Origin of the sequence: uncultured Campylobacter sp. (genome assembly GCF_938041645.1) — a bacterium.
Taxonomy (GTDB): Bacteria; Campylobacterota; Campylobacteria; order Campylobacterales; family Campylobacteraceae; genus Campylobacter_B.
The window spans coordinates 1-23,998 of sequence record NZ_CALIST010000018.1 but is presented as its reverse complement, the minus strand read 5'-3'; the positions used below and the strand labels follow the sequence as shown (position 1 = coordinate 23,998).

Below are 23,998 nucleotides of genomic sequence, written 5' to 3'. Positions count from 1 at the left end.
TGCACTGCTTTCATGGAGCCTTGATGCTCAGTGGCTTTGCGGTGTGTCAGGTAAGGCTAGCTTCGTCGCAAGGCTTTACTAAGTTTTAGTAGAATCTTGCGATGAGGTTTAAATTATGATGAATTTAACGCCTTTAAATTCAATCCTAAAATTTTAATTTATAGAATTCCTCGATAAAAATTCCATTTCAGATTTTATCGAGAAATTCCACCCCTGCGCTTTTGGATAAAATTTCGTTCATTTTCGAGATTAAGTTAAAATTTTAATGACGTCAAAAGAAATTTTAGATAAAATCAACACTTTCATACCAAAATTTTACTCAAAGGATAGAGATGAAGAGTTACGTTACGGGCTTTCCGCGTATCGGAGAGCAGCGCGAGTTAAAGAAGGCTTTGGAGAGCTATTGGGCGGGCAAGTGCGATTATGACGCGCTAGAGCGGGTTGCTGCAGAGCTAAAAGATCGTCACATCAAATATCAGCTGGATGCTTGGAGCGGCTTAATTAGTGTAAACGACTTTTCATACTACGATCTGATGCTCGATACCAGCGTGCTTTTCGGCGTGATCCCACAGCGCTTCGCAGCTCTTTCGGCGCATGAGCAGTATTTTGCGATGGCGCGCGGCAGTAAGGACGCAGTCGCGATGGAGATGACGAAGTGGTTTAATACAAACTACCACTATATCGTGCCTGAGATCTCTGCGTATACGGAATTTAGCCTAAATCCTAGTAAAATTTTAAGCGAGTACAAGGCCGCAAAGAATAACGATTTTAAGGATTCCTGCGCGCTAAAGATAAATTTAATCGGACCTATCACCTATCTTGCGCTTAGCAAATCAAGCGACAAAAGCGATCCGCTCGCGCATTTAGATGCCCTTGTCGCGAAATATGAGGAGCTGCTAAAGCTTCTTAGCGAGCTTGATAGCGAGGTCGTGGTTCAGATCGACGAGCCGATTTTCGTAACGGATCGCGCGGCTGAGCTAGCGCCAAAGATCGCGCCGATCTATCAGCGCCTAAGCAAGGTCGCAAGCAACGTAAAAATCATCTTTATGACCTATTTCGAGCACGCGACCGAGGCTGTGCGCGAGATAGTAAAGACCGATGTATGGGCGATCGGGCTTGATTTTGTTTACGCAAGCGAAGAGAATATCAAAAAAGAGCTTCAAATTTTAAAAGACGCCAAGACCGTGCTTTTTGCGGGCGTGATCGACGGGCGCAATATCTGGAAGAGCGATATCGACAAAAAGCTAGCTCAGCTCAAAGCCATCGAAGCCTACGTGCCTAAGGAGCGTATCTATGTGGGCACTTCCTGCTCGCTTTTGCACGTGCCCTTCACGCTAAAATACGAGGACAAGCTAAGCGCCGAGATCAAATCCTGGCTAAGTTTTGCGGTCGAAAAACTTAGCGAAATTTCGATTTTAACCCATCTTTTCTTTGAAATTCCTATGTGCGAGCACGGCATGAAAGCTTACGAGCAGAATCAAAAATCCGCCAAAACTCGCCAGAGTTCGCTGCTCATCCACGACGAGAAGGTCTCTGCGCGCGTGAACTCGCTAAGCAAGCTTGAGCGCACCGATCGCTACGAGGATCGCATCAAGGTGCAGAAAAAAGAGCTTGGATATGGAATTTTACCTACCACTACGATCGGCTCCTTTCCGCAGACTGCCGAGCTTCGTCAGGTTCGCAACGCCTATAAAAAGGGACTTTTAGCGCGCGAGGATTATGAGAAGCAGATCAAAGCCTATATCGACGACTGCGTCAAATTTCAAGACGAGATCGGCCTAGACGTGCTGGTCCACGGCGAGCCCGAGCGCAACGATATGGTCGAGTATTTCGGCGAGCAGATGAGCGGATACGCGTTTAGCGCCAACGGCTGGGTGCAGAGCTATGGCAGCCGCTGCGTGAAGCCGCCGTTACTTTTCGGCGACGTTAGCCGTCCAAGACCAATGACCGTAGAGTGGATCAAATACGCCCAAAGCCGCACTAAAAAGATTATGAAGGGCATGCTAACGGGACCTGTTACGATGATGAACTGGAGCTTCGTGCGCGACGATAAGCCTCGCGATCAGATAGTAAAACAGCTCGCACTTGCGATTTTCGATGAAATTTCGGATCTGCAAGACGCAGGTATCAAGATCGTTCAGGTAGATGAAGCGGCGTTTAAAGAGGGCTATCCGCTTAGATCCGAAAACATTCCTGCATACGAAAAATTTGCCGTTAGTGCTTTTAAGCTCGCCGTCAGTGCCGCAAGCGCTCATACGCAGATACATACGCATATGTGCTATTCGGAGTTTAACGACATAATCAAAACGATAGAGGCGATGGATGCCGATGTCATCAGCATCGAGACCGCTCGCAGCGGTAACGAGCTGCTTCGAGTTTTCAAATCGGTCGGCTATAAGCAAGAGGTCGGTCCGGGCGTTTACGACATCCACAGTCCGCGAATTCCTAGTGTGCAGGAGCTCGTAAGCCAGATCCGCGCGCTGCTTGAGGTGCTCCCGAAAGAGCAGCTGTGGATCAACCCGGACTGCGGCCTAAAAACCCGCAAATGGGAGGAGGTTCGCCCGAGCCTAAAAAATATGGTCGAAGCGGTAAGGATAATCCGCGCAGAAGCATAAATCTAGCGCAAAAAAAGACCTTGCTGCCGGGCAAAATTCCACCCGGCAGTCCCGTTTTGCGATAGAATTATGTAGAGCGTTTATTTCGAGTATGGATTGTTAAAATAGCTGCGCGAAATTTTACTTCGAACGAGCATTAAAGGGCGATGCGAAATTTCACCGCGTTTGCTTGGCAAGCATATTTGATAGCCGCTAAGTAATGCAGCAATATGAAATTTAGCGCGAGATTTACGGATTTCGCAGTTGGGCAGGCGCGGGATTTTTTTAAAATGCGGCGTAAAATTTCATCTCGACTGATAGCTTAGAATTTCATCGCAACTGCTCACTTGCTTGAGACGCGGAGCGTAAATTTTATCGCGATTGCCCTGAAGGCAGGCTGGGGCAAGCGATAAAATTTTAAAATTTTCGCAAATCAGTTCTTGCGCACACAAACCTCGCCAGCCGAATAAAAAAAGCTGAAATTTGCAATTTTACGCGGCATTTTATGAACTGCTTTCGTCGCTAGATTAGAATTTCAAAACGCAAGCTAAAGCTGGTATCGTTGCGCTAGAAATTTTAAATTGCAAATTAAAATTTACATTATCTCGTTAGAATGGCTGGATTGCGAAGCGAGATGCGGCTCTGCTACGTTAAATTTCAGCTCAAACTAAAATTTATGTAGCCGCATTAAATTTACGACTAATTTTGCCTGGCTAGCCTGAATTTACGCCGCATTAAATTCGAGTTAGAGCCAAAATTTACGACGCGAAACTCGTTGATTTTAACTTGTGTTTTACACTAAAGAGCGAGGCTAGCGCAAGACGCGTTTGCGTTACCATAAAATTAAAAGAGCCTTTATGGCGGCGCAGGTCTGCAATTTGCGGTAAAAATTAAAAGCTATGATTTTGGCTCATAAGGCGCAGCTTTTAGATGGTTTCTATCACGCCTTAAAGTGAGATTTTACTTAGTAATTTTGCGCGGCAGATTTTAACAGGCGGAATTTTATCATCGCTGCAAAATTTAGGCTTTTAGATTTTATTTTGTAGAATTTTGGCCCTCATAGTTGCGATAAAAGGCAGCTTATTTTATTTTGTAGGATTTTAGCGGCATCGCCCGTTTTTAATTTATATAGCATGATTCCAAGGCGCTTATTTTGAAATCTTTCGGGTAGAACCTGCGAGACTGCGTTTGTGAGGTTTTATAAGAATTTGATGGCAAACCGCTCAGCGTGTTTAAAAATTTTATTTGTGCGTCGAGCCCTCATTTGCGTTTTAAATTTTGCCATTGTGGCGAAATTTCGCTCACGTGGCAAGGGCTTGCTGCAAGCTGTCCATGAAATCTAAGGATTTGGACGCTAAATTTATTAGCGTGTTTGGCGACGCAACGCCGTGACTACCGCCGTGCCTGCGCATAAAATATTGCGCTGCAAGTGATTTAAAAAAGCTTTTTCGCTTCGTATAAATCTTGCGCCGCGAGCGTTTAAAAGCCGCAAGAGCTTTAAAAATTTAAATTGGAAAGATTGAATGACATTTTTTTCGCCCGAGTTTGTCCTTGCTTTTTTAGCGTTTTTAATCGTTTATTGGACGCTCAAAAATTATATTTTCGCGCAAAAAATCCTGATCCTGTTAGCAAGCTACGGCTTTATGTGCTCCATAAATCCGCGTTTTGCGCTGGTGCTTGCAGCCTATAGTGCCTTCGTATATTTTGCAGGGATGTGTATCGCGCGCGCTAATAGCGTAGTTGCGAAAGCCATACCGCCCGCAAAGCAGTCTTCGCGCAAGAAAAAGCTCTCGCGTAAAGCGGCAGCCAAGCAGATGAGCGCAGCAAAACAAGCTGGCATAGCCAAGCAGGTACAAAAAGCAGGGCTAGCGAAGCAGATTCCACTACCAACTGCGAAGGCGCGTGCGGTGATGCTTGCGGCAGTTGCTGGCGGCTTATTTTTCCTCGCGTTTTTTAAATATTATGGCTACGTCAGGGAGTTTTTCAATGCTGCGCTTGCTGCGCTGCACCTAGGTGCCGTTGATAGCGTGGCGTTTCCGCTTGGAATTTCATATTATGTTTTTATGTCAATCACCTATTTCGTCTCGGTTTATAGGCGCGAATGCGGCGAGCAGGGCTTTTTGAGCTTGGCGTGCTTTTTGGCATTTTTCCCTAGCGTCGTGATGGGTCCTATCGGGCGCGCTAGCGCTGCCAAGGGCGTAGAGCCAGTACTGCCGCAGTTTGATCGCTTCAAGCACTTTGGCAATGCCGATGAAATTTATGTGCTTATAATTTTTGCCTTAGTTAAGTTGCTGCTTATTAGCGGCTATTTGGGCGCGTATTATAGCGATGTGATTTCAGGCGTTTACGGCGACGAGCCAGAGTCTTCCGTGGCGCAAATTCTAGCTGCACTGCTGCTTTATGGCGTGGTGCTTTATACGAATTTTAGCGGCTTTATCGATATGGCGCGGGCTCTTGGGCTTGCGATGGGCTTTAAGCTGCCTCAGAATTTTAATATGCCCTATGCGGCTAAGAATTTAGGCGAGTTTTGGGATCGCTGGCATATCAGCTTATCCACGTTTATACGCGATTATATTTATATCCCGCTCGGCGGCTCGCGCAATGGCTTTGCGCGCACCTGCGTAAATTTGCTAATCGCGTTTGCGCTCTCGGGCATTTGGCACGGCGCGGGATTAAATTTTTTGATTTGGGGGCTTTTGCACGGAGTAGCGCTTGTGTTTTTAAAATGTCTTGCCAAAGTGGGCGTAAAGCCGCTAAATCCACATTTGGCGCTATTTTGCACCTATATTTTTGTAAGTTTCGCTTGGATTTTTTTTGCCAATTCCCTGCCAGATGCGGCGGCGATTTTGAGCGCTTTTGCCCGCGCACGAGCTTTCGGAGATATTAGCGAGCTAGCGGTGCTTGCGGTGATTTTAGCGGGGATTTTTGTTTATCCTAAAATTTCAGCTCTTAAAGATACTTTGATCGCGCTTTTTGCCGAGCTGCCGTTTTTACCTAAAGCTCTCGTGCTCGGCATGATCTTCACGCTGATTTTCGCGCTGATGCCAAGCGGAATTCCAAATTTCATCTACGCAGGATTTTAGATGCTTAGGTTTGTTTCGACTCTGCTTTTTGCGCTGCTTTTCTCGGCATTTTTTATGCAAGGCTCGCTGCTTTATTATTTGGAGCAGCGATTTCACGATGATTTTGGGCTGGAAGAATGGCTGCGCCGCTCGCCGTTTCGCGTAGGTGGAGAGATCTACGAAAAGATTGCAAATGGCGCAGATAAGCTTGAGCAGCGTATCAAAGGCGAGGACATTAGCAAGGATGAGGACGCAAGTCCGCATAGCGGAAGCAAAAATTTTAAAAAACCTGCGCAAGATCGTATGGCGGAAAATCAAGCTTTGCAAAGTACGAGGGTGCGAGATCACGATGCTTCGCAAAGCATTAAGTCACAAGGTAGCAAGCCGCAAGCCCATGCCGCGAAGAATTATGCCTTAAATAATTCTACGCATCATTTAAAGACGCGCGATTCTGCGCAGGGGCCTTACGCACAAAATTCCGCTCCTCAAAATTCTACTTCGCAAAATTCCGTGCCACAAAGCCAGACTACAACAAGCTTTGTGCCGCGCAGCTCCTCTGCGTCGCAAAATCCCGTCACGGCAAGCGCAACCTTGCAAAGCGGCGAAAATTCCGATTCTCAACTCCCTGCTACGCAGGCCTTGGAGCAGAATTTAACGACGCAAAGCTCCGCGGAGATTGATGCTAAAATTTCGCTTAGCGACGATGGTAAGATCCGCCTAAATGCAGGCGATGAGGTGCTTTTTATGGGTGATAGCCTGATGCAATACGTGGGGATGAACGCTAAGAAATTTTTCCCGAAGCGAAGCCTGAGGGTGATCGATCTTAGCAAGCAATCTACGGGGCTTGCGAGTAAGAAATCCTTTGACTGGCAAAAGACGCTCGATACCGCGCTTCGCGAAAACGGCGGCGTTAAGCTCGTAGTCGTGCTGCTGGGTGCGAACGACGTCTGGGAGTACCGCGCAGGCGGCAAGACCTACGGCATCAAAACGCCGCGCTGGCGGGAGTTTTACGCCTCAAGGGTGCGCGAGATCTACGATACGGCGCACTCGCACGGTGCAGGAGTGCTGTGGCTAGCGATGCCGTGTATGCAAAAGCCGGATTTTGAGGAGAAAACGCAGCTGCTAAATCAAATATATGCCGACGCTAGTATGGCGCTTGGCGGGTATTTTATGCAAACAACCCCGCTGGTATGCGAAAAAGGCGTCTATAAAACCTATCTGCAAAGCGGCTCCAAGCTCGTGCGCGTGCGCCAAGACGACGGCATTCATATGAGCAAAGAGGGTTGCGAAGCGGTAGCGAAAGAAATTTTATCAAGGATTGAAGTTGAGTAAATTTATAGTGATTTTATTTGCCGCATTATTAGGCGGATGCGCGGCAAACGCAGGCGTCCGCGGCATAAATTCCGCAAATGCAAAAAGCTCTGCGGGCTTTGGAGTGAAATTTTTTGGCGATTCGCATTTAGGAAGCGACGCGCTGATAGATGCTTTCAGGCACGGCTTTTTCGTGCAAAACAGCGTTGGCTTCGTGCCTGCAATGATGCCTAAATATCACAAAAGCGAAAATATAGAATTTAAGCAAAGCGGCTTTAATGTAATCTCATCCCGCACCGAGCAAGATCCAGATTTCCCGCTATGCGGAGTGATCGCTACCGGCAAGAAAGGCGCTAATGTGCGACTGGAGCTAAAGCAGCTTAGCGGCGATTTTTACGTCGAAATTTTACATAAATCGGATCAGGGTGGCGAGATTTTTCGCGTGCGCGATGCAAGCGGGCTAAGCGCGTATATTTCACAAGAAGTGCCGCAGAAATGGGAGTATTCTAAGCTGCGACTTAGATTTCCGATCGAAATTCGATCGCTACGTGATGGGGCAGAGCTTGGAGGATATAAAATTTATCGTAAAAACGCGCGCTTTGCAGACTCTTGCGCGAGCAACGGCGCGTTTAGCAACCTCTACGAAAAATGGGGTGCAGATGCCTTTGGTAGGGATTTTTCGGGACTTAGATACGATCTCGTAGTCATCGCTTACGGCACAAACGATGCGATGGATCCGAAATTTGACGAGCAAAAATTCTACCAAAGTGTCCGTGGGCTGCTTCGCTCTGTCCGCTCTGCAGCTCCCGGTGCGAAAATCCTGCTCGTAGCGCCGCCGCGAAGCCCTAAAGTGCCAAACGCCTCACGCGCTGCGGAGGTGCTAGCGCATCTGGCGCGAGACGAGGGGGCGATGTTTTACGACATAGCCGGTCTTATGGATGAGGATGGCGGCTGGCGCGGCTGGCGCGAGCGTGGGCTGATCCGCCCTGACGAAATCCACTTGCAAAAAGAGGGCTACGAAAAAATCGGCGCAGCGCTGGCGACGAAATTGCGCGGCAGGCTTTAAAATTAATCTTTAAATTTAGGCGGTTAGCCGTGGAATTTATAAAGTTAGTTGAAATTTACAAAGCTCTTTGTGGAAATTGCACAATCTGCCGCAGAATTTATACAGTTCGCTATAAATTTACAAAGTCCGTCGCTAAATTTAAAATTTAGCGGCAGTAAGCAAAGCTGCGCCTACTCGGATTTCGCCGCTTAGATCCGCGCCGCGAAATTTAAGATTAGAGGCCGCGGCTTTAAATTTGTGCGGCGACAGGCTCGATGCCCGCGCTTTTAAAATACGTCGCCTAAATTTACGCTTTTAATTTGGATTAAATTTATGTGGCTACGGCTAGGGGCGAAAGGTCTGTGTGACGTGTGTGCTGCGTAAAATTTAGCGCTTAAAATTTCATTCGCACGGGCTGCGACAAAGCGCGGTGAGCTAAATTTAAAGGGAAGCAAAAAAGGAAGCAGATGATATGTCTTTGTGGCGATACGCACGGCATAAACGAGATTGGCAAAATAACGAACAAAGCCTTTACTAGCGGGCTTAGCGCCGATGATTTCGTCATCATGCTCGGGGATTTCGGGCTATTTTGGAGTGAGTAGAGATGAATTTCTGGCTTGCAAAAACATAGAAAAATACCTCCCCGGCACGCTTCTTTTTATCGACGGCAACCACGAAAATTTCGATATGCTCTACGAACTGCCGCGCGAGCGAAAATTCGGCGGCACCGTGAGCGTGGGCGGCGAAAATATTTTTTGGTTGCGACGCGGCGAAATTTACGAGATTGCGGGGCGGCGCTTTTTATGCTTCGGCGGCGCGCTTAGCGTCGATAAGGCGCATCGGATACCGGGGCTTAGCTGGTGGGCGCGCGAGATTCCGAGCGAGGAGGAGTTTAGCTACGCTATGCAAAATGCACACGATTTCATCGCCGCGGGTGGGCGGATCGATGCGGTGCTAAGCCACACGGCGCCGGGATTTGCGATTAAATTTTTAAAAGAATACCTCTGGTGCGGCAAAAGTACTTTCGATAAAACGTCTGAGTATTTAGAGCAGATCTTTGAGCTCGTAAGACCTAAGCGGTGGTATTTCGGGCACTTTCACGACGATAAAAAATTCCATGCGCGCGGTTGCGATTTTTATCTCTGCTACGATGAAATTTTAAAATTTGAGGACTAGCCTTGAGCCCGCGGCAGCAAAATTTAAAACTTTGCAAACTGCGAAATATGCTCGTAAATTTTAAACGCTACGCCGTGCGGAATCTCAACTTTTATATTAAAATTTAAGTTAGTTTTGCTACAATGTGGCACTTTTTTAGAAAGGAATAAAGATGAAGGTCGTAATTACTTATTGTAATTCTTGATCTTATAGACCGCAAGCTCTCCGTGTGAGAGATGAAATAACAAGCGTCTATAAGGATGCAGTTGTCGAGTTGGCCCCTGGTGGCAGCGGAGACTTTCTAGTAGAAGTTGACGGCAGAAAGCTTTTCTTCAATAAAGATTTTGCTAAGCCTCGTTTCCCAAGTGAAGGTGAAATTTTAAATCTAATTAAAGTTGCAGCCTAGCTCAAAGCCCGAAAGCGGGTCGCAAGATTTGCTTTCGGGCGTTTTTATACTCAAATTTCATATCCGTAAATTTAATCATAAAACCATTTTAAATTTTGCCAAATCAGCGCTACGCAAAATTTAGATTAAATGATCTCGCATTTCGGCGAATTCAAAAAGCTATTTTAATCAAATTTACGCAACCGATGCGGTTTAAATTTATCGTCTGGAGTTTATAAATTTTAAAAGAAAGAGGAATTTTTGCGAAATCAAAATTTCGCAAAAATAGAGAAGTTATTTGTTTGCTTTTTCGATATACTCGCCGCGGACGGTATCTACGCGGATGACCTCGCCTTCGAGCACGTGAAATGGGATCTGCACCACGGCGCCCGTCTCAAGCGTGGCGGGCTTTTTATTGCTGCCCTGCGTATCGCCGCGGAAATTCGGCGCGGTTTCTACGATCTTAAGCTCCACCACCTGCGGAACCTCGACGCCGATCGCCTTGCCGTTGTAAAACATAATGTCCACCATCATGCCGTCAAGCATCCATTTTTTCGCCTCGCCCACGTCCTCATCGCTGATCGCGATCTGTTCGTAACTATCGGTATCCATAAACTGACACGCCTCGCCGTCGTCGTAGAGATACTGCATCTGCTTGTCTTCGAGGTTTGGCGCCTCGCATTTATCGCCGGCGTGGAAGGTCTTTTCAAGCACCTTGCCATCTATAAAAGATTTTATTTTAACGCGCACGAAAGCAGGTCCTTTGCCCGGTTTTACGTGTTGGTATTCTATGATTTTAAACGGAATTCCGTCCACCTCGATTTTTAGACCTTTTTTTAGATCGCCCATTGAATAAGCCATAAATTTCTCCTTAAATTAATGAGGCGCGATTATAACAAATTTTATTTTAAATTGATATAATTGGCGAAATTTTAAGGGGAGGGAAGCTATGAAAAAACTCATCTACGTTTTGGCTGCGTGTGCGGCTTTTGTGCTCGGTGCGAATGCGAACGAAGCGGAGTTCGTAAAAAACCTAAAGCAAAGTCTAAATGATAAAAACGCTCAGCTCATCTCGATCGACAAACTAAACTCGATAAACGGGCTAAATTTACTAATCGTCCGCTTGGGCGATAAAAAAGAAGCGTTTTTAGCCAGCGACGACGGCAAAAGCCTAGTGGCAGTAACTGAGGATCCTAAGCTTGCAGACGCGGCGGATGCGGCGCTATTTAAGATGAGAACTCAAATTTTAAAGGACGCCAGGGACGCCGCCGCACTTGAGTTGCTAAAGAGCATAGATCCCGCGAGATTTGCCTATATCGAGTCGTTTGATAAAAATAATCCCTACGTGACCTACATCGTGGGCGATCCGGAATGCCCGTATTGCGCCGAGGAGATGAAGAGAATCACGAAGCATCTTCGCAACAGCAACGTAAAATTGATCTTTGCGCCGGTGCACGGCAAGAGCGCGTTTATCAAATCGGCGCTGATTTTAAAGCATCTAAAAACCCTCTCTCCGAGCGATCAAAAGGGTGCGATCGACGTGATCGAGAAATACTATAACAAGGACGCGCAGGTAAGCGATGCGGACGTCTCAAAAGCCGAGCTTGACGCCGTATATGCGGACACCAAGACGCTGTTTTCCAAAGGCGTGATCAAATCGGTGCCATACGTGATCAAGGTGAAAAAATAGTTTAAATTTATGGAATTCAGGGCGCGAGATTTGTTTATGAATAGTTGCGGTTTTGCAGTGGCGCGAGTTTGCTTACATATAGCGAGTGTTTGCTTATCAATAGTCGCGGGAAATTCGCAAGTGGCTGATTTGTGCGTGGGTGACGTAGCCGTCCAAACCTGTGCTAAAATTTAGTGATAGAATTTTAAAAACTCACATTTGGCGCTTGGCGGATTTTCTGCTTGCAGATTGTGTTTAAAATTTGCTGCCATAGTGCGCCTCTAATGGCGCGCTGTCTGCCTATCCATAGCGTCGCCGTCCGCGCTCAAACACACCTTCATGCCGTCTATAGATAGCGCGTCTGCCATGCCTTGCGCTTACCTATGCTCTGCCCGTGCCGCCCGTAGATAGCGTATTCGTCATTAACGCCTCATTCGTTTGCTTGCGGCATACCGCTCGCTCGCGCCATATTCTAGAGGCTTTTTTGGCGCGCAGCTCAAAGTAAAATTTTAAAATCCTCGAGCGAAAAGAGTAAAATTTTATCGCTTTTTAGGCTTGCTAGCTCGCCGCTAAAGCCGCTTTTGGAAAACAGTGCGAGCAGATCGGGCGTGAGGCACGCTTTTTCGCATTTTAGCATTAGCTCGTTTAGCACGTTTTTTGAAATTTTTCGCTCCTTGTATTTGCACTCGCCCGCGACGCAAAAGCTCTCAAATTTCGCGTAGATGTCGATCTCGACCTCTTTGTTCCAAAAGCTTGAAATTTGCGAGATCTCTAAATTTAGATACTTCGCGAGCAGTTCTTTGCTTAAAATTTCAAACCCGAGCCCCGCGTAGGCGTTGAAATCCGCTTTGATCAGGCTTAGCACGCGCCCTATTTCGCCGCGTCGCAGCGCGGGCAGGTTCGGCTCGATAAATCTAAACCAAAATCTTGCAAAGTTGCTGCTAAAATGGACCTTGTCCGTGATATGGTAGCGGCGCAGCGCACGCGGGAGGCGGTCGTTTTTGCGCTCTTTTTGCGCCCTTTGCTCGCTTGATTTTTCGGTGATTAAAAACTTCGCGTTTATGAGATCTGCAGTGATTTTTTGCGCCGTAAACCGCGGCAAGATTTTTGAAATTCCTATTTTTTTACGGTCGCTTCTAGCAAATTTCATCAGCGCTTTTTTGATCTGCTCTTCGTGCTCGCCGCCGAATTTAAAGCGCTCGCCGAGATGTTCAAAGCAGAGCAAAATTTCATTTTCGATCGCTTCAAAAACGTCCGCGTAGCCGCTTATACAGCCTATCTCGTCAAATACGAAATGAAACTGCAAAATCGCGTCGATACCGGCATCGCCTAAATTTCGCGCAGTGTCTTTTAGCTCGTAAATTTCGCCCTCCTTGCGGGCGTAATTTTAGCGAGTTTAGATATAATTTGCAAAAATTTTGGAGTCGCGCTTTGGATTTTCAAACGATCAAAGAAAATATCATCTTAAAAGAGGGGGTCAAATACTTCGATTGCGCCGCCTCGGGCCTTGCGTATCGCCCTATAGAAGCGGAGATCGAGCGCGTGCTTGCAACATACGCCAACGTCCACTCCGCAGGCGGAGCCAACGCCGAGATTACGAGCGATTACTACGAAAATGCAAGGGCGAAAATCAAAGAGCTTCTGGGCTGCGAGGAGCGCTACTACCTGATCTCCTGCGGTTTTGGCGCGACCGCGGCGATAAAGAAGCTCTGGGAAATTCTAGGCATCTACCTGCCGCCCGCGACGCGAGATAGGCTCGGCTTGCGGCGCGAGAGCCTAAAAGATCTGCCGCTTTTCATCATCTCGCCTTTTGAGCACCATTCCGTGGAGATCAGCCTAAGGCAGGGGCTTTGCGAGGTCGTGCGCGTTCCGCCGGATCCAAGCGGACTGATGGATTTTGCGCGCTTGGGCGAAATTTTATCCGCAAACAAAGGGCGTGAAATTTACGGCGTGCTTACCGCGGCATCAAACGTGACGGGGCTTAAGATAGACTACAAGCGCGCTTACTTGATGCTCAAGTCGCACGGCGGGCGGCTGTTTGTGGACGCTAGCGCGCTCATCGCGCATGAAAACGTAGATACCAGCTTTTGCGACGGCATGTTTTTCGGCGCACACAAGCTTTTGGGCGGCGTGGGCGCTAGCGGGATTTTGGCGGTGCGAAAGGAGCTTTTGCGCGGCGAGGAGCCGACGTTTGCGGGAGGCGGCACGATCAAATACGCAGACGCCCTGACGCAGCGCTTCATAATAGATAAGGAGCGCTTGGAGGAAGCGGGCACGCCGGGCATCATAGCGCTGGTGCGAGCTTATCTTGCCCTAAAGCTTCGCAAAAGCGTGGGACTAGAGGCGATCAAATCGCGCGAAGAGGCGATTTGCAGGCGCTTCATAAGCGAAATTTCAAAAATCCCCGAGATTGAAATTTACGGCAATCTCACCGCGCCGCGCGTGCCGATCTTTGCTTTTAATATGCAAGGACTCGGCTCGGACGCGCTAGCCGGGGTGCTCGGGCAGAAATTTGAGATCCAGACCCGCGCAGGCTGCGACTGTGCAGCACCTTACGGCTTTGATCTACTCGGCTTACAGCCCGATACGCAAATGTCGCGCAAACCCGCTTGGGTGCGGGCTAGCTTCTCATTTATCCACGACGAAAGCGATGTGGATTTCTTGGCGGAGGCGCTAAGACAGATCGTTCAAATCCGTGATAAAATCACCTTCGTAGCGGGCAAATATCGCTGCGGCAGCGTAAATTGAGCTCACGGAATTTTATAGCAAGAGCCGCTTTTAAATTTTAGTGTGCGGGATTTATGGTATAAAATTTCGCGGCTTTGAAATTTTAAATTTACGGGCCGAATTTGTCGGCAGAATTTTGTTTTATGGAATTTTACGTCGTGAAATTTGAGCGGTAGAATTTCGTGCCGCGCGTATAAATTTTAACGCCGCCAAATTTTAAAATTCTGAAATTTTAAAATTTCGCTATTTGAACGAGCTTCGCAAATTTTGTATTTCGTGAACGCATGGAAAATTCTGCGTCGTGGAATTTTAGCCGCAAAATTTGAAATTCCGCAAAACCGAATTTTACTCGGCAGAATTTCACGGCAAGAAATTTTGTCTCAGAGCCTGTGGCGGTGAAAATTGATGCGGCCGCGCCCGTGCGAAAGCTAAATTAAGGCGCGAGCGCTTGCGATGATAAGAGCGCAAATTTTAAGAAGCGAAATTCTGCGCCGCTAAAAGGCGCAAAATTTCACTAAATTTACTCGCCAAATTCCTTTTGCAGCTTGTAAACCTTATCGTAATCGACCCCCTCGATGATGCGCGGACGCGAGGCATTGAAATCGGCATTGATCACCGAGCGAGCGGGATCGTACTCGGGCAGCTCGGTCATCTCTAAAATTTCTGCGATCGTGTGGATGAGATCGTCGTTTAAAAACGGTCTGTCTTTGGCTGCCGCGATGCGCGCCCAAAGATCAGCGTTTTGCTCTTTGAACTTATCCGACGCCATGAAAATCAGCGGGATTTCGAGCGTGAAGCGGTTGATGCCGCCATGGATCAGCTTGCCGCGGTATTGATAAAGGCTCTGGGCGTGGTCGCTGAAATAGACTATCAGCGTGTTGTCGCTCGCAAAAATTTTATAAATTTCGCTCAGGATAAAATCGTTGTAAGCCACGGTGTTTAGGTAGTGCGCGAGCTCTTTTTTCTGCCCCTCATCAAGCGGCTCGCGCGAAATATCCGCGGCGCTAAATTTAGCAAAACTCTTTGGATAGCGAAACTCGTAGCTCGGGTGCGAGCCCATCAGATGAAGGATGAAAAATTTATCCTTTTTCTGCGTGCCGTTTACCTCTGCGGCGGAGCTTTCGTCCTTGCGCGCAAGAGGCGATCTTTTCGCGCCCGATTTGAAATTTTTTATGCTAGGAAGCATAACTTCGTCGAGCGAGTAGGCGTATTTGTAAACCGGGATTTGATTCGTAAAGTCCGAGTAATCCGTCATCTGCGCGCTCGCGCCGCTTGCGACCGCCCACTGCCCGTAGCGCTCCTGGTTGCTGATCCAAAAGGTCTCGTAGTTTGCCAGCCGTGCGAGATTTACGATGTCGAGGTTGGCGCTCCACGGGCGCTGCTTTTCGCTCTCGTAATTTCCGAAATTTAGCACGTATTTTAACACGTCGTTGGTCTTGGCGCCCGGCGAGACGACGTCGCTAAAAGCGATCAGATTTCCGCTTTGCTCAAGCGCTTGCAGATTCGGTGTGGTGGGCAGATAGTAGCCGTATAGGCTCATGAAATTTCGCTGCAGGCTCTCTCCGATAATAAAAACGACGTTTGAGATGCGGTTTGGCGCGGTTTTATGTGAATGCGAGGCGTAAATGCTTTGGTATCCGGCTTGCAGCTCGCGCACGCTTTTAAAATCGGCGCCGAAATAATCCTTCGTAACGAAAGCAAAGTTATAAATCGGAATTTTATTTAGCGCGATTATGATGCTGGCGCGCATTTTCGAGCTTTTGGCTACGTAGCTTTTAAACGCCGCATGTGCCGCAAAAACGAGCAAGCTAAGCAGAAAGACTAGCTTTATCGCGCGACATAGCTTCATTCGCGCTCGCTGGCCCACTCTAAGCCTAAGAGCGACGATGACGAATACTAAAAGTGCTAGAAAAGCCGCGATAAGCTTGAAATTTAAAAACGCATGCGCGAACTCGAAGGCCTCCTTGGGCGTCGTTTGCACTAGCGCATCCAGCGTGCCGTGCGAGTAGGTAAGCTCCAGGCTAAAGATCAAAAAAATCTGAGCGATCGCAAAGACCACGTTTATCGCCAGAAGCGCAAAGGCGAGAATTTTATATAGCCTGGCGCTGTAAAAGCTAAGCGCGTAAAGCGCGAAAAAAATTATTGTCACGCCGCAGATCGCATATGCCACGAAAAACAGCGCCTGCGCAGAGAGCAGCTCGCCGCCGCGTGCGATAAGAAGCAACCCGAGGGCTAAATTTAATACTAAAACTAGCACGTATGCGTTTAGCACCGCGCCGTCAAATACCGATAGGAGGCTAAATCTGTCTTTTAAAAATGCGCCGATATTTTTTACGAGGCTCATGAAATTCCTTGCGTATTAAAATACAAATATGAAAAATGCGATGCCGATTAGAATTCTATAAATTCCAAACGGGATGAAATCGAACTTCGAGACGAAGCTTAGAAATAGCTTGATCGCCGCAAGCGCCACGACGAACGCCACTGCGCCGCCTACGAGGAAGATCGTGATATTGTCGGAGTTTTGCGCGAAGGTGTCTAAATTCTTATAGGTGTCGTAAAAAGTCGCCGCAAACATCGTAGGGATCGCGAGCAGGAAGCTAAAGCGCGCGGCTAAGTTTCTGCTTAGCCCGCACAAAAGTCCTGCGATGATGGTAGCGCCGCTGCGCGAAGTGCCCGGCACCATCGCAAAACACTGCGAAAACCCGATAATGAAAGCCTGGATGTATGAAATTTGATCCAGATGCTCTAGCTCGCCTTCTCTAGGGCGCGCCTTGCGAAAGAGCTCGACCGCGATAAAAATAATGCCCCAACCGATCAGCGCGTAGGCGACGGTTTGCGGCGTGAAGAGCGATTTGATGCTTTTATACAGTAAAAAGCCGATCGCTGCAGTGGGGATGAAGCCCACGATGAGCTTGCACCAGAGCTTAAAATCAACCAAAAGCCGCTTATAAAACATCGCAACGACCGCTAGGATCGAGCCTAGCTGGATAACGACCTCGAAGCATTTAAGCGTGTCGGTCTGCTGCAGACCCATCAGTTTCGCAGCTAGGATCATGTGCCCGGTCGAACTTACGGGCAGAAACTCCGTCAGCCCCTCGACGATGCCTAGAATCACGGCGTCAAATATATTCATCCATTTTTTCCTTTAAATTTGCTAAATTCTGCGTGATCGAAGAGGGTCTGTAGATCGCCTCTACCATCGCGATATAATCAGGCTTGAGGGCTAAAATTTCATCCAGATTTTCTAAGCTTATCCCGCCGATTACGGCGATTGGGAGGTTCAAAGATTTTCGCGCCTCTTGCACGAGCTCATCGGGGCAAAGCGGCGCATTAGGTTTTGTCTTGCCGCGTCTGAGCGAGCCGAAGGCTACGTAGCTAGCGCCCTGCGCCTCGGCCTGCCTCGCGCGAGCAAGACCAGCGTAGCAGCTAACGCCGATGATCTTATCCGCGCCTAAAAACTCACGCACCTGCGCCGCCTCGCCGTCGTCCTTTCCGATATGCACGCCGTGCGCGCCTAGCTTTTTGGCAAGCACCGCATCGTCGTTTATGATGAGTTTGGCGCCGTAATCCTCGCAAAGATCGATGAGAGAGCGGATTAAAGCTTCATCCTGCGCGGCGAGCTTGCTGCGATACTGCACGAGCTTTACGCCGCAGCGCAAAATTTCATCTATCTGTGAAAAGATAGTTTGCGGCGGCGTTAAGACATCGTCGCTAAGCGCGTAAATTTCGCTCATTTATCCTCGTCTTTTTTAGGTATAGGTACGCCGTTTAGGATGCAGTTGGTAACGTCCCAAAATTTTGCGCTATACATTCCGCGCTTAGCCTCTTTGGCCTCCTCGGCGGCTTTTAAAAGAAGTTCACTATCGTCGGTTGTCGGCACGGCAAATCCTGCTGCCACTAGATCCAATCGCAGATTGCTTTTAGGATCGCTTGCGTCGCAAACATAGGCGTCGTTGCCGCGATCGATTAAATTTACGTAGTAGCGCTTGCCGGGTTTTATCACGGACTCGAGAGCTTTTTTATATTCTTTGTCGAATTTTTTCAGCTCTTTAGCGTCCGTTATGCACCTAGAAGCACCCGCGGCGATTATGTTTAAATTTTTTAAGTCGCAGGGAAAGAAGCGATCTTTTTGAGCCTTTCTGAAGGTAAAAACGAAGCTTCTGCCGTCATTGCCAAGACCTGCAAACGCAGCGATGCCGTATCTGTCTTTTTGCTCCGCAAAGCTCTGCGTGCAGAGCAAAATCGCAAGTGTCAAAAATATCTTTTTCATAGGATTCCTCTTAGGCGGCGCAAATTCCTATTGCAGAATTTGCGCCTAAATTTTGCGGATTATTTTAAATTATACTTCTCCAAAAGCTTTTCGTAGCTTCCGTCCTTTTTCATCTCCTCAAGCGCCGCGTTAAATTTAGCGAGCAGCTCGGGATACTTGCCCTTATCAAATGCGATCGAAAAGCCCTCACTGCCGTCGGATTCTTTAAAAAACGCTACGAGATCGTCATTTTTCTTAAGATACTCGTAGCCCACGGATGAATCCACGCAAAGCGCGTCGATCTTTTTGTTTTTAAGCGACATGACGGCTACAAAAACGTTCTCCGTAGCGCTAACTTCGGCGCCTTTGATATCTCTGATCGCAAGCTCTTGGATGGTGCCTAGCTGCGCGGCAAGGCGCTTACCCTGCAGATCCGCCTTGGAATTTAACGAGCTATCGTCCTTACGTTTGACGTATAAATTTTCGACCTTGTAGTAAGGATTTGTGAAATCGATCGCCTTTTTGCGAGCCGGCGTCGCGCTCATTCCCGAGGCGATCATGTCGATTTTACCGCTTTTAATCGCAGGGATTAGCCCGTCAAAGCTCATATTTAAAATTTCGTATTTCACCCCCGCGCGCTTGGCAAGCTCGGCTACCAAATCCATATCAAAGCCGGTGACTTTGGAGTTTTCATCCACGAACTCAAACGGCGGATACTCGGCATTCGTGCCTACGATGAGCGTATCTTTGGTGATGTCTTTAGCAACTAGCGAACCGCAAAGCAAAGCGCCTGCAACTAGAAATCTCATAAATTTTTTCATTTCCCTCTCCTTTAGTGGTTTAAAATTTTATTTAAAAATTCTTTCAATCTCGGATTTTGCGGATTTTCAAATACGTTTTTAGGCGTATCGTCCACAGCGATCTTGCCGCCCTCCATAAAAAAAATCCTATTCGCGACATTGCGTGCAAAGCCCATCTCGTGCGTTACCACAAGCATCGTAATGCCCTCTTTGGCGACCTCTTTCATTATACCTAACACCTCGCCGATCATCTCGGGATCTAACGCCGAAGTGGGCTCGTCGAATAAAATCACGTCCGGATTTACCGCCAAACTTCTAGCGATTGCGATGCGTTGCTTTTGCCCACCGCTAAGCTTGTGCGGATAAGTATAGGCCTTATCGCTAAGACCGACCTTTTGTAGCAGCTCCTCTGCTTTTGCGTAGGCTTGTTCTTTAGTATAGATACCCGCTTTTATGGGCGCTAGAGTTAAATTTTCTAATACGTTTTTATTTGCAAAGAGGTTGAAATGCTGAAAGACCATACTAACTTTGCGGCGAATTTTATTAATATCGGTGTGCTTATCGGTAATATCCTCGCCGTCTATTTTAATAATGCCGCCGCTTGGAATTTCAAGCAAATTTAAGCAACGCAAAAAGGTCGATTTACCACCGCCGCTTGGACCGATGATCGCTACGATATCGCCTTTATTTATGCTCTTTGAAATTCCTTTTAGCACTGATAAATTGCCGTAGGATTTGGTTAAATTTGATATTTCAATCATTGCGGTTTAACCTACTTTCTAGCATTTTTACTAAAAACGAGAAAAATTTTACGCTTGCATAGTAAAGTACTGCGGCAAAAAGTATCGGCTGGACGGTATAAAGCGCAGCCTGCATGCTTTTTGAAAAAAACGTAAGATCAGTAATTGCTACGAGACCCACGACCGAGGTCTCTTTAAATAGGCTAATAAACTCATTCGCAAGCGCAGGCAGGATATTTTTTATCGCCTGCGGAAAGACGATCTCTTTCATCGCCGTGCCGTAACCTAGCCCCATCGCGCGCGCAGCTTCCATCTGGCCGCTATCGACGCTATTTATGCCGCCGCGCACGATCTCCGCGACGTAAGCTGAGCTATTAAGCCCCAGTGCAAAGATCGCAGCTGCGATATTATTGCTCCACGTAGCAAAAATTATAAACACGAACACCATCAGCTGGATAACGATTGGAGTTCCGCGGATGATATCTACGTATTCGTCGATAATGAAGCTTAAAAATTTATTGTTTAGAAATTTTAAAAATGCCAGCATAAATCCTAATGCGATACCGATCACAATGCCGCCGGAGGTCAAAATAAGAGTGATGCCGTAGCTTTTGGCGTATGAAATTTTTTGCGCTTCGCTCAGCTCGGGATAGGTGAAATAAAGCCCCACGGCGATTACAGTCAAAACAAATACGACCTTTAAAATTTTCTCGTTCAACCAAGGCGCCTTTTTCTTAAAATTTAAACGGTAAGAATACTAAAATTTCGTTAAAATCTGGCTAAATTCCGAAAGTAAAATTTTATTTGAAATAGAGTAAAATTAGCTTTTTTAAAAGGAGGCAACGATGAGCTTTTGGACCTATTGCGCAATCGCGATATATTTCGGCGCGCTTATTTTTATAGGTAGGTATTATTATGACAAGAATGCGAGCTTAAGCGAGTATCTGCTCGATAACCGCCGCCTGGGCCCATTCGTAACGGCGCTTAGCGCGGGCGCTAGCGATATGAGCGGCTGGATGCTTTTGGGGGTGCCGGGCGCGATGTTTGCGACGGGAATTTGCAATATATGGATAGCCCTAGGACTTTGCGTGGGCGCGTGGTGCAATTATAAATTTCTTGCAAAAAGGCTTAGAATTTACACCGAGGTAGCAAGCGACAGCGTCACGATCCCGGATTTTTTAGAAAACCGCTTCAAAGACCATACCAAGACGCTTCGCATCATCTCCGGGCTTTTGATCATCATATTTTTTACGCTCTATGTTAGCAGCGGCATCATTGCAGGCGGCAAGACCTTTGAGAGTTTTTTCGGGCTAAATTTCACCTACGGCGCGGTCGCTACGATCTTAATCGTCGTGTTTTATACCTTTTTCGGCGGATTTAAGGCCGTCGCGATTACTGACGCATTTCAGGGCGCGCTGATGTTTGCGGTGCTTATTTTGATCCCTCTGTTTTCTTATCGCGCGCTGCAGATCCCTGCGGATAGCTCCTTTTTGACGCAGGTGCGGCTCTACGGCGCGAGCCACCTAGATCTATTTTATAATCAAAGCTTCTTGGGCGTTTTAGGCTTGCTTGCTTGGGGGCTCGGATACTTCGGTCAGCCGCATATCATCGTGCGCTTTATGGCGATTAGAAGCTCGCGCGAGCTTGATAGCGCGCGCCGCATCGGAATTTCGTGGATGGTGCTAGGACTAGTAGGCGCGATGCTTAGCGGCCTGATCGGCTTTGTGTATTTTTCACAAAAGGGCCTTAGCATAGACGATCCCGAAAAAATTTTCCTAGAGCTCGGTAAAATTTTCTTTCATCCGTTCATCCTAGGCGTCATAATCTCTGCGGTGCTGGCGGCGATTATGAGCACTATCTCAAGCCAGCTTTTGGTAAGCGCGAGCGCCGTTACGAAGGATTTTATCTTCGCGTTTTATAAAAAAGAGGTGAGCGAGCGCACGCAGACGCTAAGCAGCCGTATCGCCGTCGTTATCATCGCCGCGGTCGCCGCGATCTTGGCGTTTGGCTCAAACGATACGGTGCTAAACGTCGTGGGTAACGCCTGGGCAGGATTTGGCGCGAGCTTTGGCGCGGTGCTGCTTTTCAGCCTGTATTCTAAAAAAATGAGCGCGCTCTCGGCTTTGGTGGGCATGCTCGTAGGCGGTATCACGGTCATTTGCTGGATATTATCGGGGCTTTCGGCGGTCGTTTACGAGCTACTGCCGGGCTTTTGCTTTTCGGCGCTTGCGATACTGCTCGTAAATCGCTACAACTCCGTGCTCGATAAGATGGCGGATGAGCCTAATGCCGCGCAAATTTCGCAGGAATTTGAAAAGATGAAAGAGCAGAGTTTAGGAAGCAAAAATGGCTAACGTAAAGTGCCCGCACTGCGGCTCTCAGATCGATATAGACGAGGCGCTGCAGCGCGATATCAAAGCTAAATTTGAAGATGAAATTTTACAGCAGAAGCGAAAGTGGCAGCAGCAGCAAAACGAAGCCACGCTTAAATTTGAAGCCGAAATCGCCGCTAAGCGCGAGGAGTACGCGAAGCATCTGGCGCAGCTGCAAGCAAAGGAAAACGCATTCGAGCAGCGCGTAAAAGCGGCGACCGATTCCGCGCTAAACAGCGAGCGGGAGAAAATTTTAGCGCTCGCAAAATCTCAGATCGAGAGCGAAAACGCGGCGAAATTTGAAATTTTACAAAAGGAGCTGCAAGAAAAATCGCAAAGAATTTCCGAGCTAAATTTAATAAAGGCCGAGATGGAGGCGCAAAAGCGTAAATTTAGCGAGCTTGAGGCCGAGAATAAAGCCAAATCCGAGATCGAGCTAACCAACCGCATGAATATGGAGCGAGAGCGGCTTTCGAAACAAATTTCGCAGGAAAACGAGCTGAAATTCCGCCAAAAAGATGAGCAGATCCAAAGCTTAATCGGCCAAATAAACGAGCTTAAGCGCCGCTCGGAAGTAGGCTCGCAGCAGCTTCAGGGCGAGGTACAGGAGCTTGCGCTGCAGGAGTATCTGCGGCTAAACTTTCCTTTGGACGAGATAGATGAGGTCAAAAAGGGCGCGCGCGGCGCAGACTGCGTGCAGATGGTGCATACGAGGGAGTTTGCGGGCTGCGGTAAAATTTTATACGAGAGCAAGCGCACGAAAAGCTTCGAGCCCAAATGGATCGACAAACTCAAAGACGATATGATAGGCGAGGGCGCGCAGATCGGCGTTATCGTAACCGAGCAGATGCCGCCTCACAGCCCTAGGCTGCACCAAGCGCCGAGCGATGCTAGCATCTGGATCTGTTCGTTTGAGGAATTTAAGGGGCTTTGCGCCGTCTTGCGCGAACACGTCGTAGCGCTTGCGTTTGCCAAAAGATCGGGTCAAAATCAAGATAGCAAAACGGCGATGCTCTACGACTATCTGACCTCGCCCGAGTTTGCAAACCAGATAAAGACGATCGTATCGGCATTCGTCGGCATGCAAGAGAGCCTAAATAAGGAGCGCAACGCGATGGAGCGCATCTGGAAACAGCGTGAAAAACAGATCGCGCGTGCGCGAGACGGCGCGATCGCGATGCACGCAAGTATCAGAAGCATCGCCGGAAGCGGCGTAGCGCAGCTGGAGGACGTCGATGAAATTTTAAGCCTCGAGGCGATCGCGGCAGAGGGCGAAGCGGACGCGCTTCAAGACTAAGATGGCGACGAGACGCCATAGTGGCGTGTGGACGGATCGCCGTCTGAACGAAAACGCAAGGCGAGCTTGCAGTGCGAGGAGCTGGCGTCGTGAGGTCTAAATTCTATAAAGCAACGTAATATTGGTCTACGGGTAAGCGGTGCTAAAATTTCAAGAAGTAATTGCCGTATGCTTTTGGGTTTGCGAGGTTGGAATTTTGCTTGCGAATTTTATCTTGGCAGAAATACGCCGCACTGTGTAGAGTGGAAATTTCACATGTAAAATTTTAAATTCATAATTTAAGGAAGCGCTTCACGTCGAGAAAATTTGATTTGGAATTTCTGTTTTGTGTCCTTATCGGGAAGATTTTGCGCTAAAAGTCATAGTAAAATTTTAAGAATTCGCTTCGCCGTATCGTAAAAATTTTAAAATTTTGATCTGCAAATTTCATAAAATTTATAAAATTTTTCAAAATCCTAGCGTTAAAATTTTAAAATTCCTAACTTTTTCAAAATAAATTTTAAATTTCGCAAACTCCCTTGCCATAGCTATTTGCGTGGCAAAATTTTATCGCGCAAAAGCGCTTGTTACTAATCGTTAACCCCCCCCC

20 protein-coding genes are annotated in these 23,998 nt (G+C 47.7%); 11 read left to right on the top strand and 9 right to left on the bottom strand.

Annotated elements, in window-relative coordinates; translation table 11 throughout:
• The first annotated feature begins 332 nt into the window (after positions 1–332).
• The 7 genes from metE to Q0600_RS02495 all read left to right on the top strand — a co-directional run bounded on the left by metE (position 333) and on the right by Q0600_RS02495 (position 9,573).
• Positions 333–2,615, top strand: a complete 2,283-nt coding sequence (gene metE, locus Q0600_RS02525; RefSeq protein WP_298756530.1) for a 5-methyltetrahydropteroyltriglutamate--homocysteine S-methyltransferase — start codon at positions 333–335, stop codon at positions 2,613–2,615.
• Between the two features lie 1,502 nt (positions 2,616–4,117).
• Positions 4,118–5,677, top strand: coding sequence for an MBOAT family O-acyltransferase (locus tag Q0600_RS02520; RefSeq protein ID WP_298756527.1), 1,560 nt, complete (start codon positions 4,118–4,120; stop codon positions 5,675–5,677).
• Positions 5,678–6,988, top strand: a complete 1,311-nt coding sequence (locus tag Q0600_RS02515) for a DUF459 domain-containing protein (protein ID WP_298756524.1) — start codon at positions 5,678–5,680, stop codon at positions 6,986–6,988.
• Positions 6,981–8,033: a GDSL-type esterase/lipase family protein gene (locus Q0600_RS02510; RefSeq protein WP_297903327.1), complete on the top strand. Its 1,053-nt coding sequence runs from the start codon at positions 6,981–6,983 to the stop codon at positions 8,031–8,033. Before Q0600_RS02515 ends, Q0600_RS02510 begins: the two co-directional genes overlap by 8 nt.
• 446 nt (positions 8,034–8,479) lie before the next feature.
• A complete protein-coding gene (locus Q0600_RS02505; RefSeq protein ID WP_298756521.1) occupies positions 8,480–8,614 on the top strand; it encodes a hypothetical protein in 135 nt (44 codons plus the stop codon).
• Entirely contained in the window at positions 8,607–9,188 is a 582-nt protein-coding gene (locus Q0600_RS02500) for a hypothetical protein (RefSeq protein ID WP_298756518.1), read from the top strand. Before Q0600_RS02505 ends, Q0600_RS02500 begins: the two co-directional genes overlap by 8 nt.
• Positions 9,189–9,339: 151 nt before the next feature.
• Positions 9,340–9,573, top strand: coding sequence for a SelT/SelW/SelH family (seleno)protein (locus Q0600_RS02495; RefSeq protein WP_295098848.1), 234 nt, complete (start codon positions 9,340–9,342; stop codon positions 9,571–9,573).
• Between the two features lie 273 nt (positions 9,574–9,846).
• Here Q0600_RS02495 and efp read toward each other — a convergent pair whose 3' ends face one another.
• A complete protein-coding gene (efp, locus tag Q0600_RS02490; RefSeq protein WP_298094814.1) occupies positions 9,847–10,413 on the bottom strand; it encodes an elongation factor P in 567 nt (188 codons plus the stop codon).
• Positions 10,414–10,501: 88 nt separating this feature from the next.
• On the opposite strand from efp, the gene Q0600_RS02485 reads away from it, so the two are divergent.
• Entirely contained in the window at positions 10,502–11,242 is a 741-nt protein-coding gene (locus Q0600_RS02485) for a hypothetical protein (RefSeq protein ID WP_298756514.1), read from the top strand.
• Between the two features lie 475 nt (positions 11,243–11,717).
• On the opposite strand, the gene Q0600_RS02480 is transcribed toward Q0600_RS02485, so the two are convergent.
• Positions 11,718–12,527 (bottom strand): DUF234 domain-containing protein, encoded by an 810-nt coding sequence (locus Q0600_RS02480; RefSeq protein ID WP_298756511.1) that lies wholly within the window; start codon positions 12,525–12,527, stop codon positions 11,718–11,720.
• 125 nt (positions 12,528–12,652) lie between these two features.
• Between Q0600_RS02480 and Q0600_RS02475 the strand changes: the two genes are divergently transcribed.
• Positions 12,653–13,969, top strand: a complete 1,317-nt coding sequence (locus Q0600_RS02475) for an aminotransferase class V-fold PLP-dependent enzyme (protein ID WP_298756508.1) — start codon at positions 12,653–12,655, stop codon at positions 13,967–13,969.
• A gap of 499 nt (positions 13,970–14,468) precedes the next feature.
• Here the strand turns inward: Q0600_RS02475 and Q0600_RS02470 are convergent, their stop codons facing one another.
• Genes Q0600_RS02470 through Q0600_RS02440 form a run of 7 tightly spaced genes read right to left on the bottom strand, consistent with a single transcriptional unit; the run spans position 14,469 to position 20,416 of the window.
• Positions 14,469–16,292, bottom strand: coding sequence for a phosphoethanolamine transferase (locus tag Q0600_RS02470; protein WP_298756504.1), 1,824 nt, complete (start codon positions 16,290–16,292; stop codon positions 14,469–14,471).
• Positions 16,293–16,307: 15 nt separating this feature from the next.
• Positions 16,308–17,084 (bottom strand): undecaprenyl-diphosphate phosphatase, encoded by a 777-nt coding sequence (locus Q0600_RS02465; RefSeq protein WP_298756501.1) that lies wholly within the window; start codon positions 17,082–17,084, stop codon positions 16,308–16,310.
• Positions 17,071–17,685, bottom strand: a complete 615-nt coding sequence (gene thiE / locus Q0600_RS02460; RefSeq protein WP_298756498.1) for a thiamine phosphate synthase — start codon at positions 17,683–17,685, stop codon at positions 17,071–17,073. Before thiE ends, Q0600_RS02465 begins: the two co-directional genes overlap by 14 nt.
• Complete coding sequence (locus Q0600_RS02455) at positions 17,682–18,221, bottom strand: hypothetical protein (protein WP_298756495.1); 540 nt, start codon at positions 18,219–18,221, stop codon at positions 17,682–17,684. Before Q0600_RS02455 ends, thiE begins: the two co-directional genes overlap by 4 nt.
• Positions 18,222–18,280: 59 nt before the next feature.
• The gene (locus tag Q0600_RS02450; protein WP_298756492.1) at positions 18,281–19,021 is read right to left on the bottom strand and encodes a basic amino acid ABC transporter substrate-binding protein; all 741 of its coding nucleotides are present in this window, start codon (positions 19,019–19,021) and stop codon (positions 18,281–18,283) included.
• Positions 19,022–19,032: 11 nt separating this feature from the next.
• Positions 19,033–19,761 (bottom strand): amino acid ABC transporter ATP-binding protein, encoded by a 729-nt coding sequence (locus Q0600_RS02445; RefSeq protein WP_298756490.1) that lies wholly within the window; start codon positions 19,759–19,761, stop codon positions 19,033–19,035.
• Positions 19,754–20,416: an amino acid ABC transporter permease gene (locus Q0600_RS02440; RefSeq protein WP_298756559.1), complete on the bottom strand. Its 663-nt coding sequence runs from the start codon at positions 20,414–20,416 to the stop codon at positions 19,754–19,756. Before Q0600_RS02440 ends, Q0600_RS02445 begins: the two co-directional genes overlap by 8 nt.
• Before the next feature lie 169 nt (positions 20,417–20,585).
• On the opposite strand from Q0600_RS02440, the gene putP reads away from it, so the two are divergent.
• Positions 20,586–22,094, top strand: coding sequence for a sodium/proline symporter PutP (putP, locus tag Q0600_RS02435; protein ID WP_298756488.1), 1,509 nt, complete (start codon positions 20,586–20,588; stop codon positions 22,092–22,094).
• Positions 22,087–23,409, top strand: coding sequence for a DUF2130 domain-containing protein (locus Q0600_RS02430; protein WP_298756486.1), 1,323 nt, complete (start codon positions 22,087–22,089; stop codon positions 23,407–23,409). The genes putP and Q0600_RS02430 overlap by 8 nt, the downstream gene beginning before the upstream one ends.
• The last annotated feature ends 589 nt before the right edge of the window (positions 23,410–23,998 follow it).

Bases quoted from the DNA above. Each gene is read 5' to 3' on its own strand.
- metE (WP_298756530.1), top strand. From the start codon at position 333: ATGAAGAGTTACGTTACGGGCTTTCCGCGTATCGGAGAGCAGCGCGAG.
- Q0600_RS02520 (WP_298756527.1), top strand. From the start codon at position 4,118: ATGACATTTTTTTCGCCCGAGTTTGTCCTTGCTTTTTTAGCGTTTTTA.
- Q0600_RS02515 (WP_298756524.1), top strand. From the start codon at position 5,678: ATGCTTAGGTTTGTTTCGACTCTGCTTTTTGCGCTGCTTTTCTCGGCA.
- Q0600_RS02505 (WP_298756521.1), top strand. From the start codon at position 8,480: ATGATATGTCTTTGTGGCGATACGCACGGCATAAACGAGATTGGCAAA.
- efp (WP_298094814.1), bottom strand. From the start codon at position 10,413: ATGGCTTATTCAATGGGCGATCTAAAAAAAGGTCTAAAAATCGAGGTG.
- Q0600_RS02485 (WP_298756514.1), top strand. From the start codon at position 10,502: ATGAAAAAACTCATCTACGTTTTGGCTGCGTGTGCGGCTTTTGTGCTC.
- Q0600_RS02470 (WP_298756504.1), bottom strand. From the start codon at position 16,292: ATGAGCCTCGTAAAAAATATCGGCGCATTTTTAAAAGACAGATTTAGC.
- Q0600_RS02465 (WP_298756501.1), bottom strand. From the start codon at position 17,084: ATGAATATATTTGACGCCGTGATTCTAGGCATCGTCGAGGGGCTGACG.
- thiE (WP_298756498.1), bottom strand. From the start codon at position 17,685: ATGAGCGAAATTTACGCGCTTAGCGACGATGTCTTAACGCCGCCGCAA.
- Q0600_RS02455 (WP_298756495.1), bottom strand. From the start codon at position 18,221: ATGAAAAAGATATTTTTGACACTTGCGATTTTGCTCTGCACGCAGAGC.
- Q0600_RS02450 (WP_298756492.1), bottom strand. From the start codon at position 19,021: ATGAAAAAATTTATGAGATTTCTAGTTGCAGGCGCTTTGCTTTGCGGT.
- Q0600_RS02445 (WP_298756490.1), bottom strand. From the start codon at position 19,761: ATGATTGAAATATCAAATTTAACCAAATCCTACGGCAATTTATCAGTG.
- putP (WP_298756488.1), top strand. From the start codon at position 20,586: ATGAGCTTTTGGACCTATTGCGCAATCGCGATATATTTCGGCGCGCTT.
- Q0600_RS02430 (WP_298756486.1), top strand. From the start codon at position 22,087: ATGGCTAACGTAAAGTGCCCGCACTGCGGCTCTCAGATCGATATAGAC.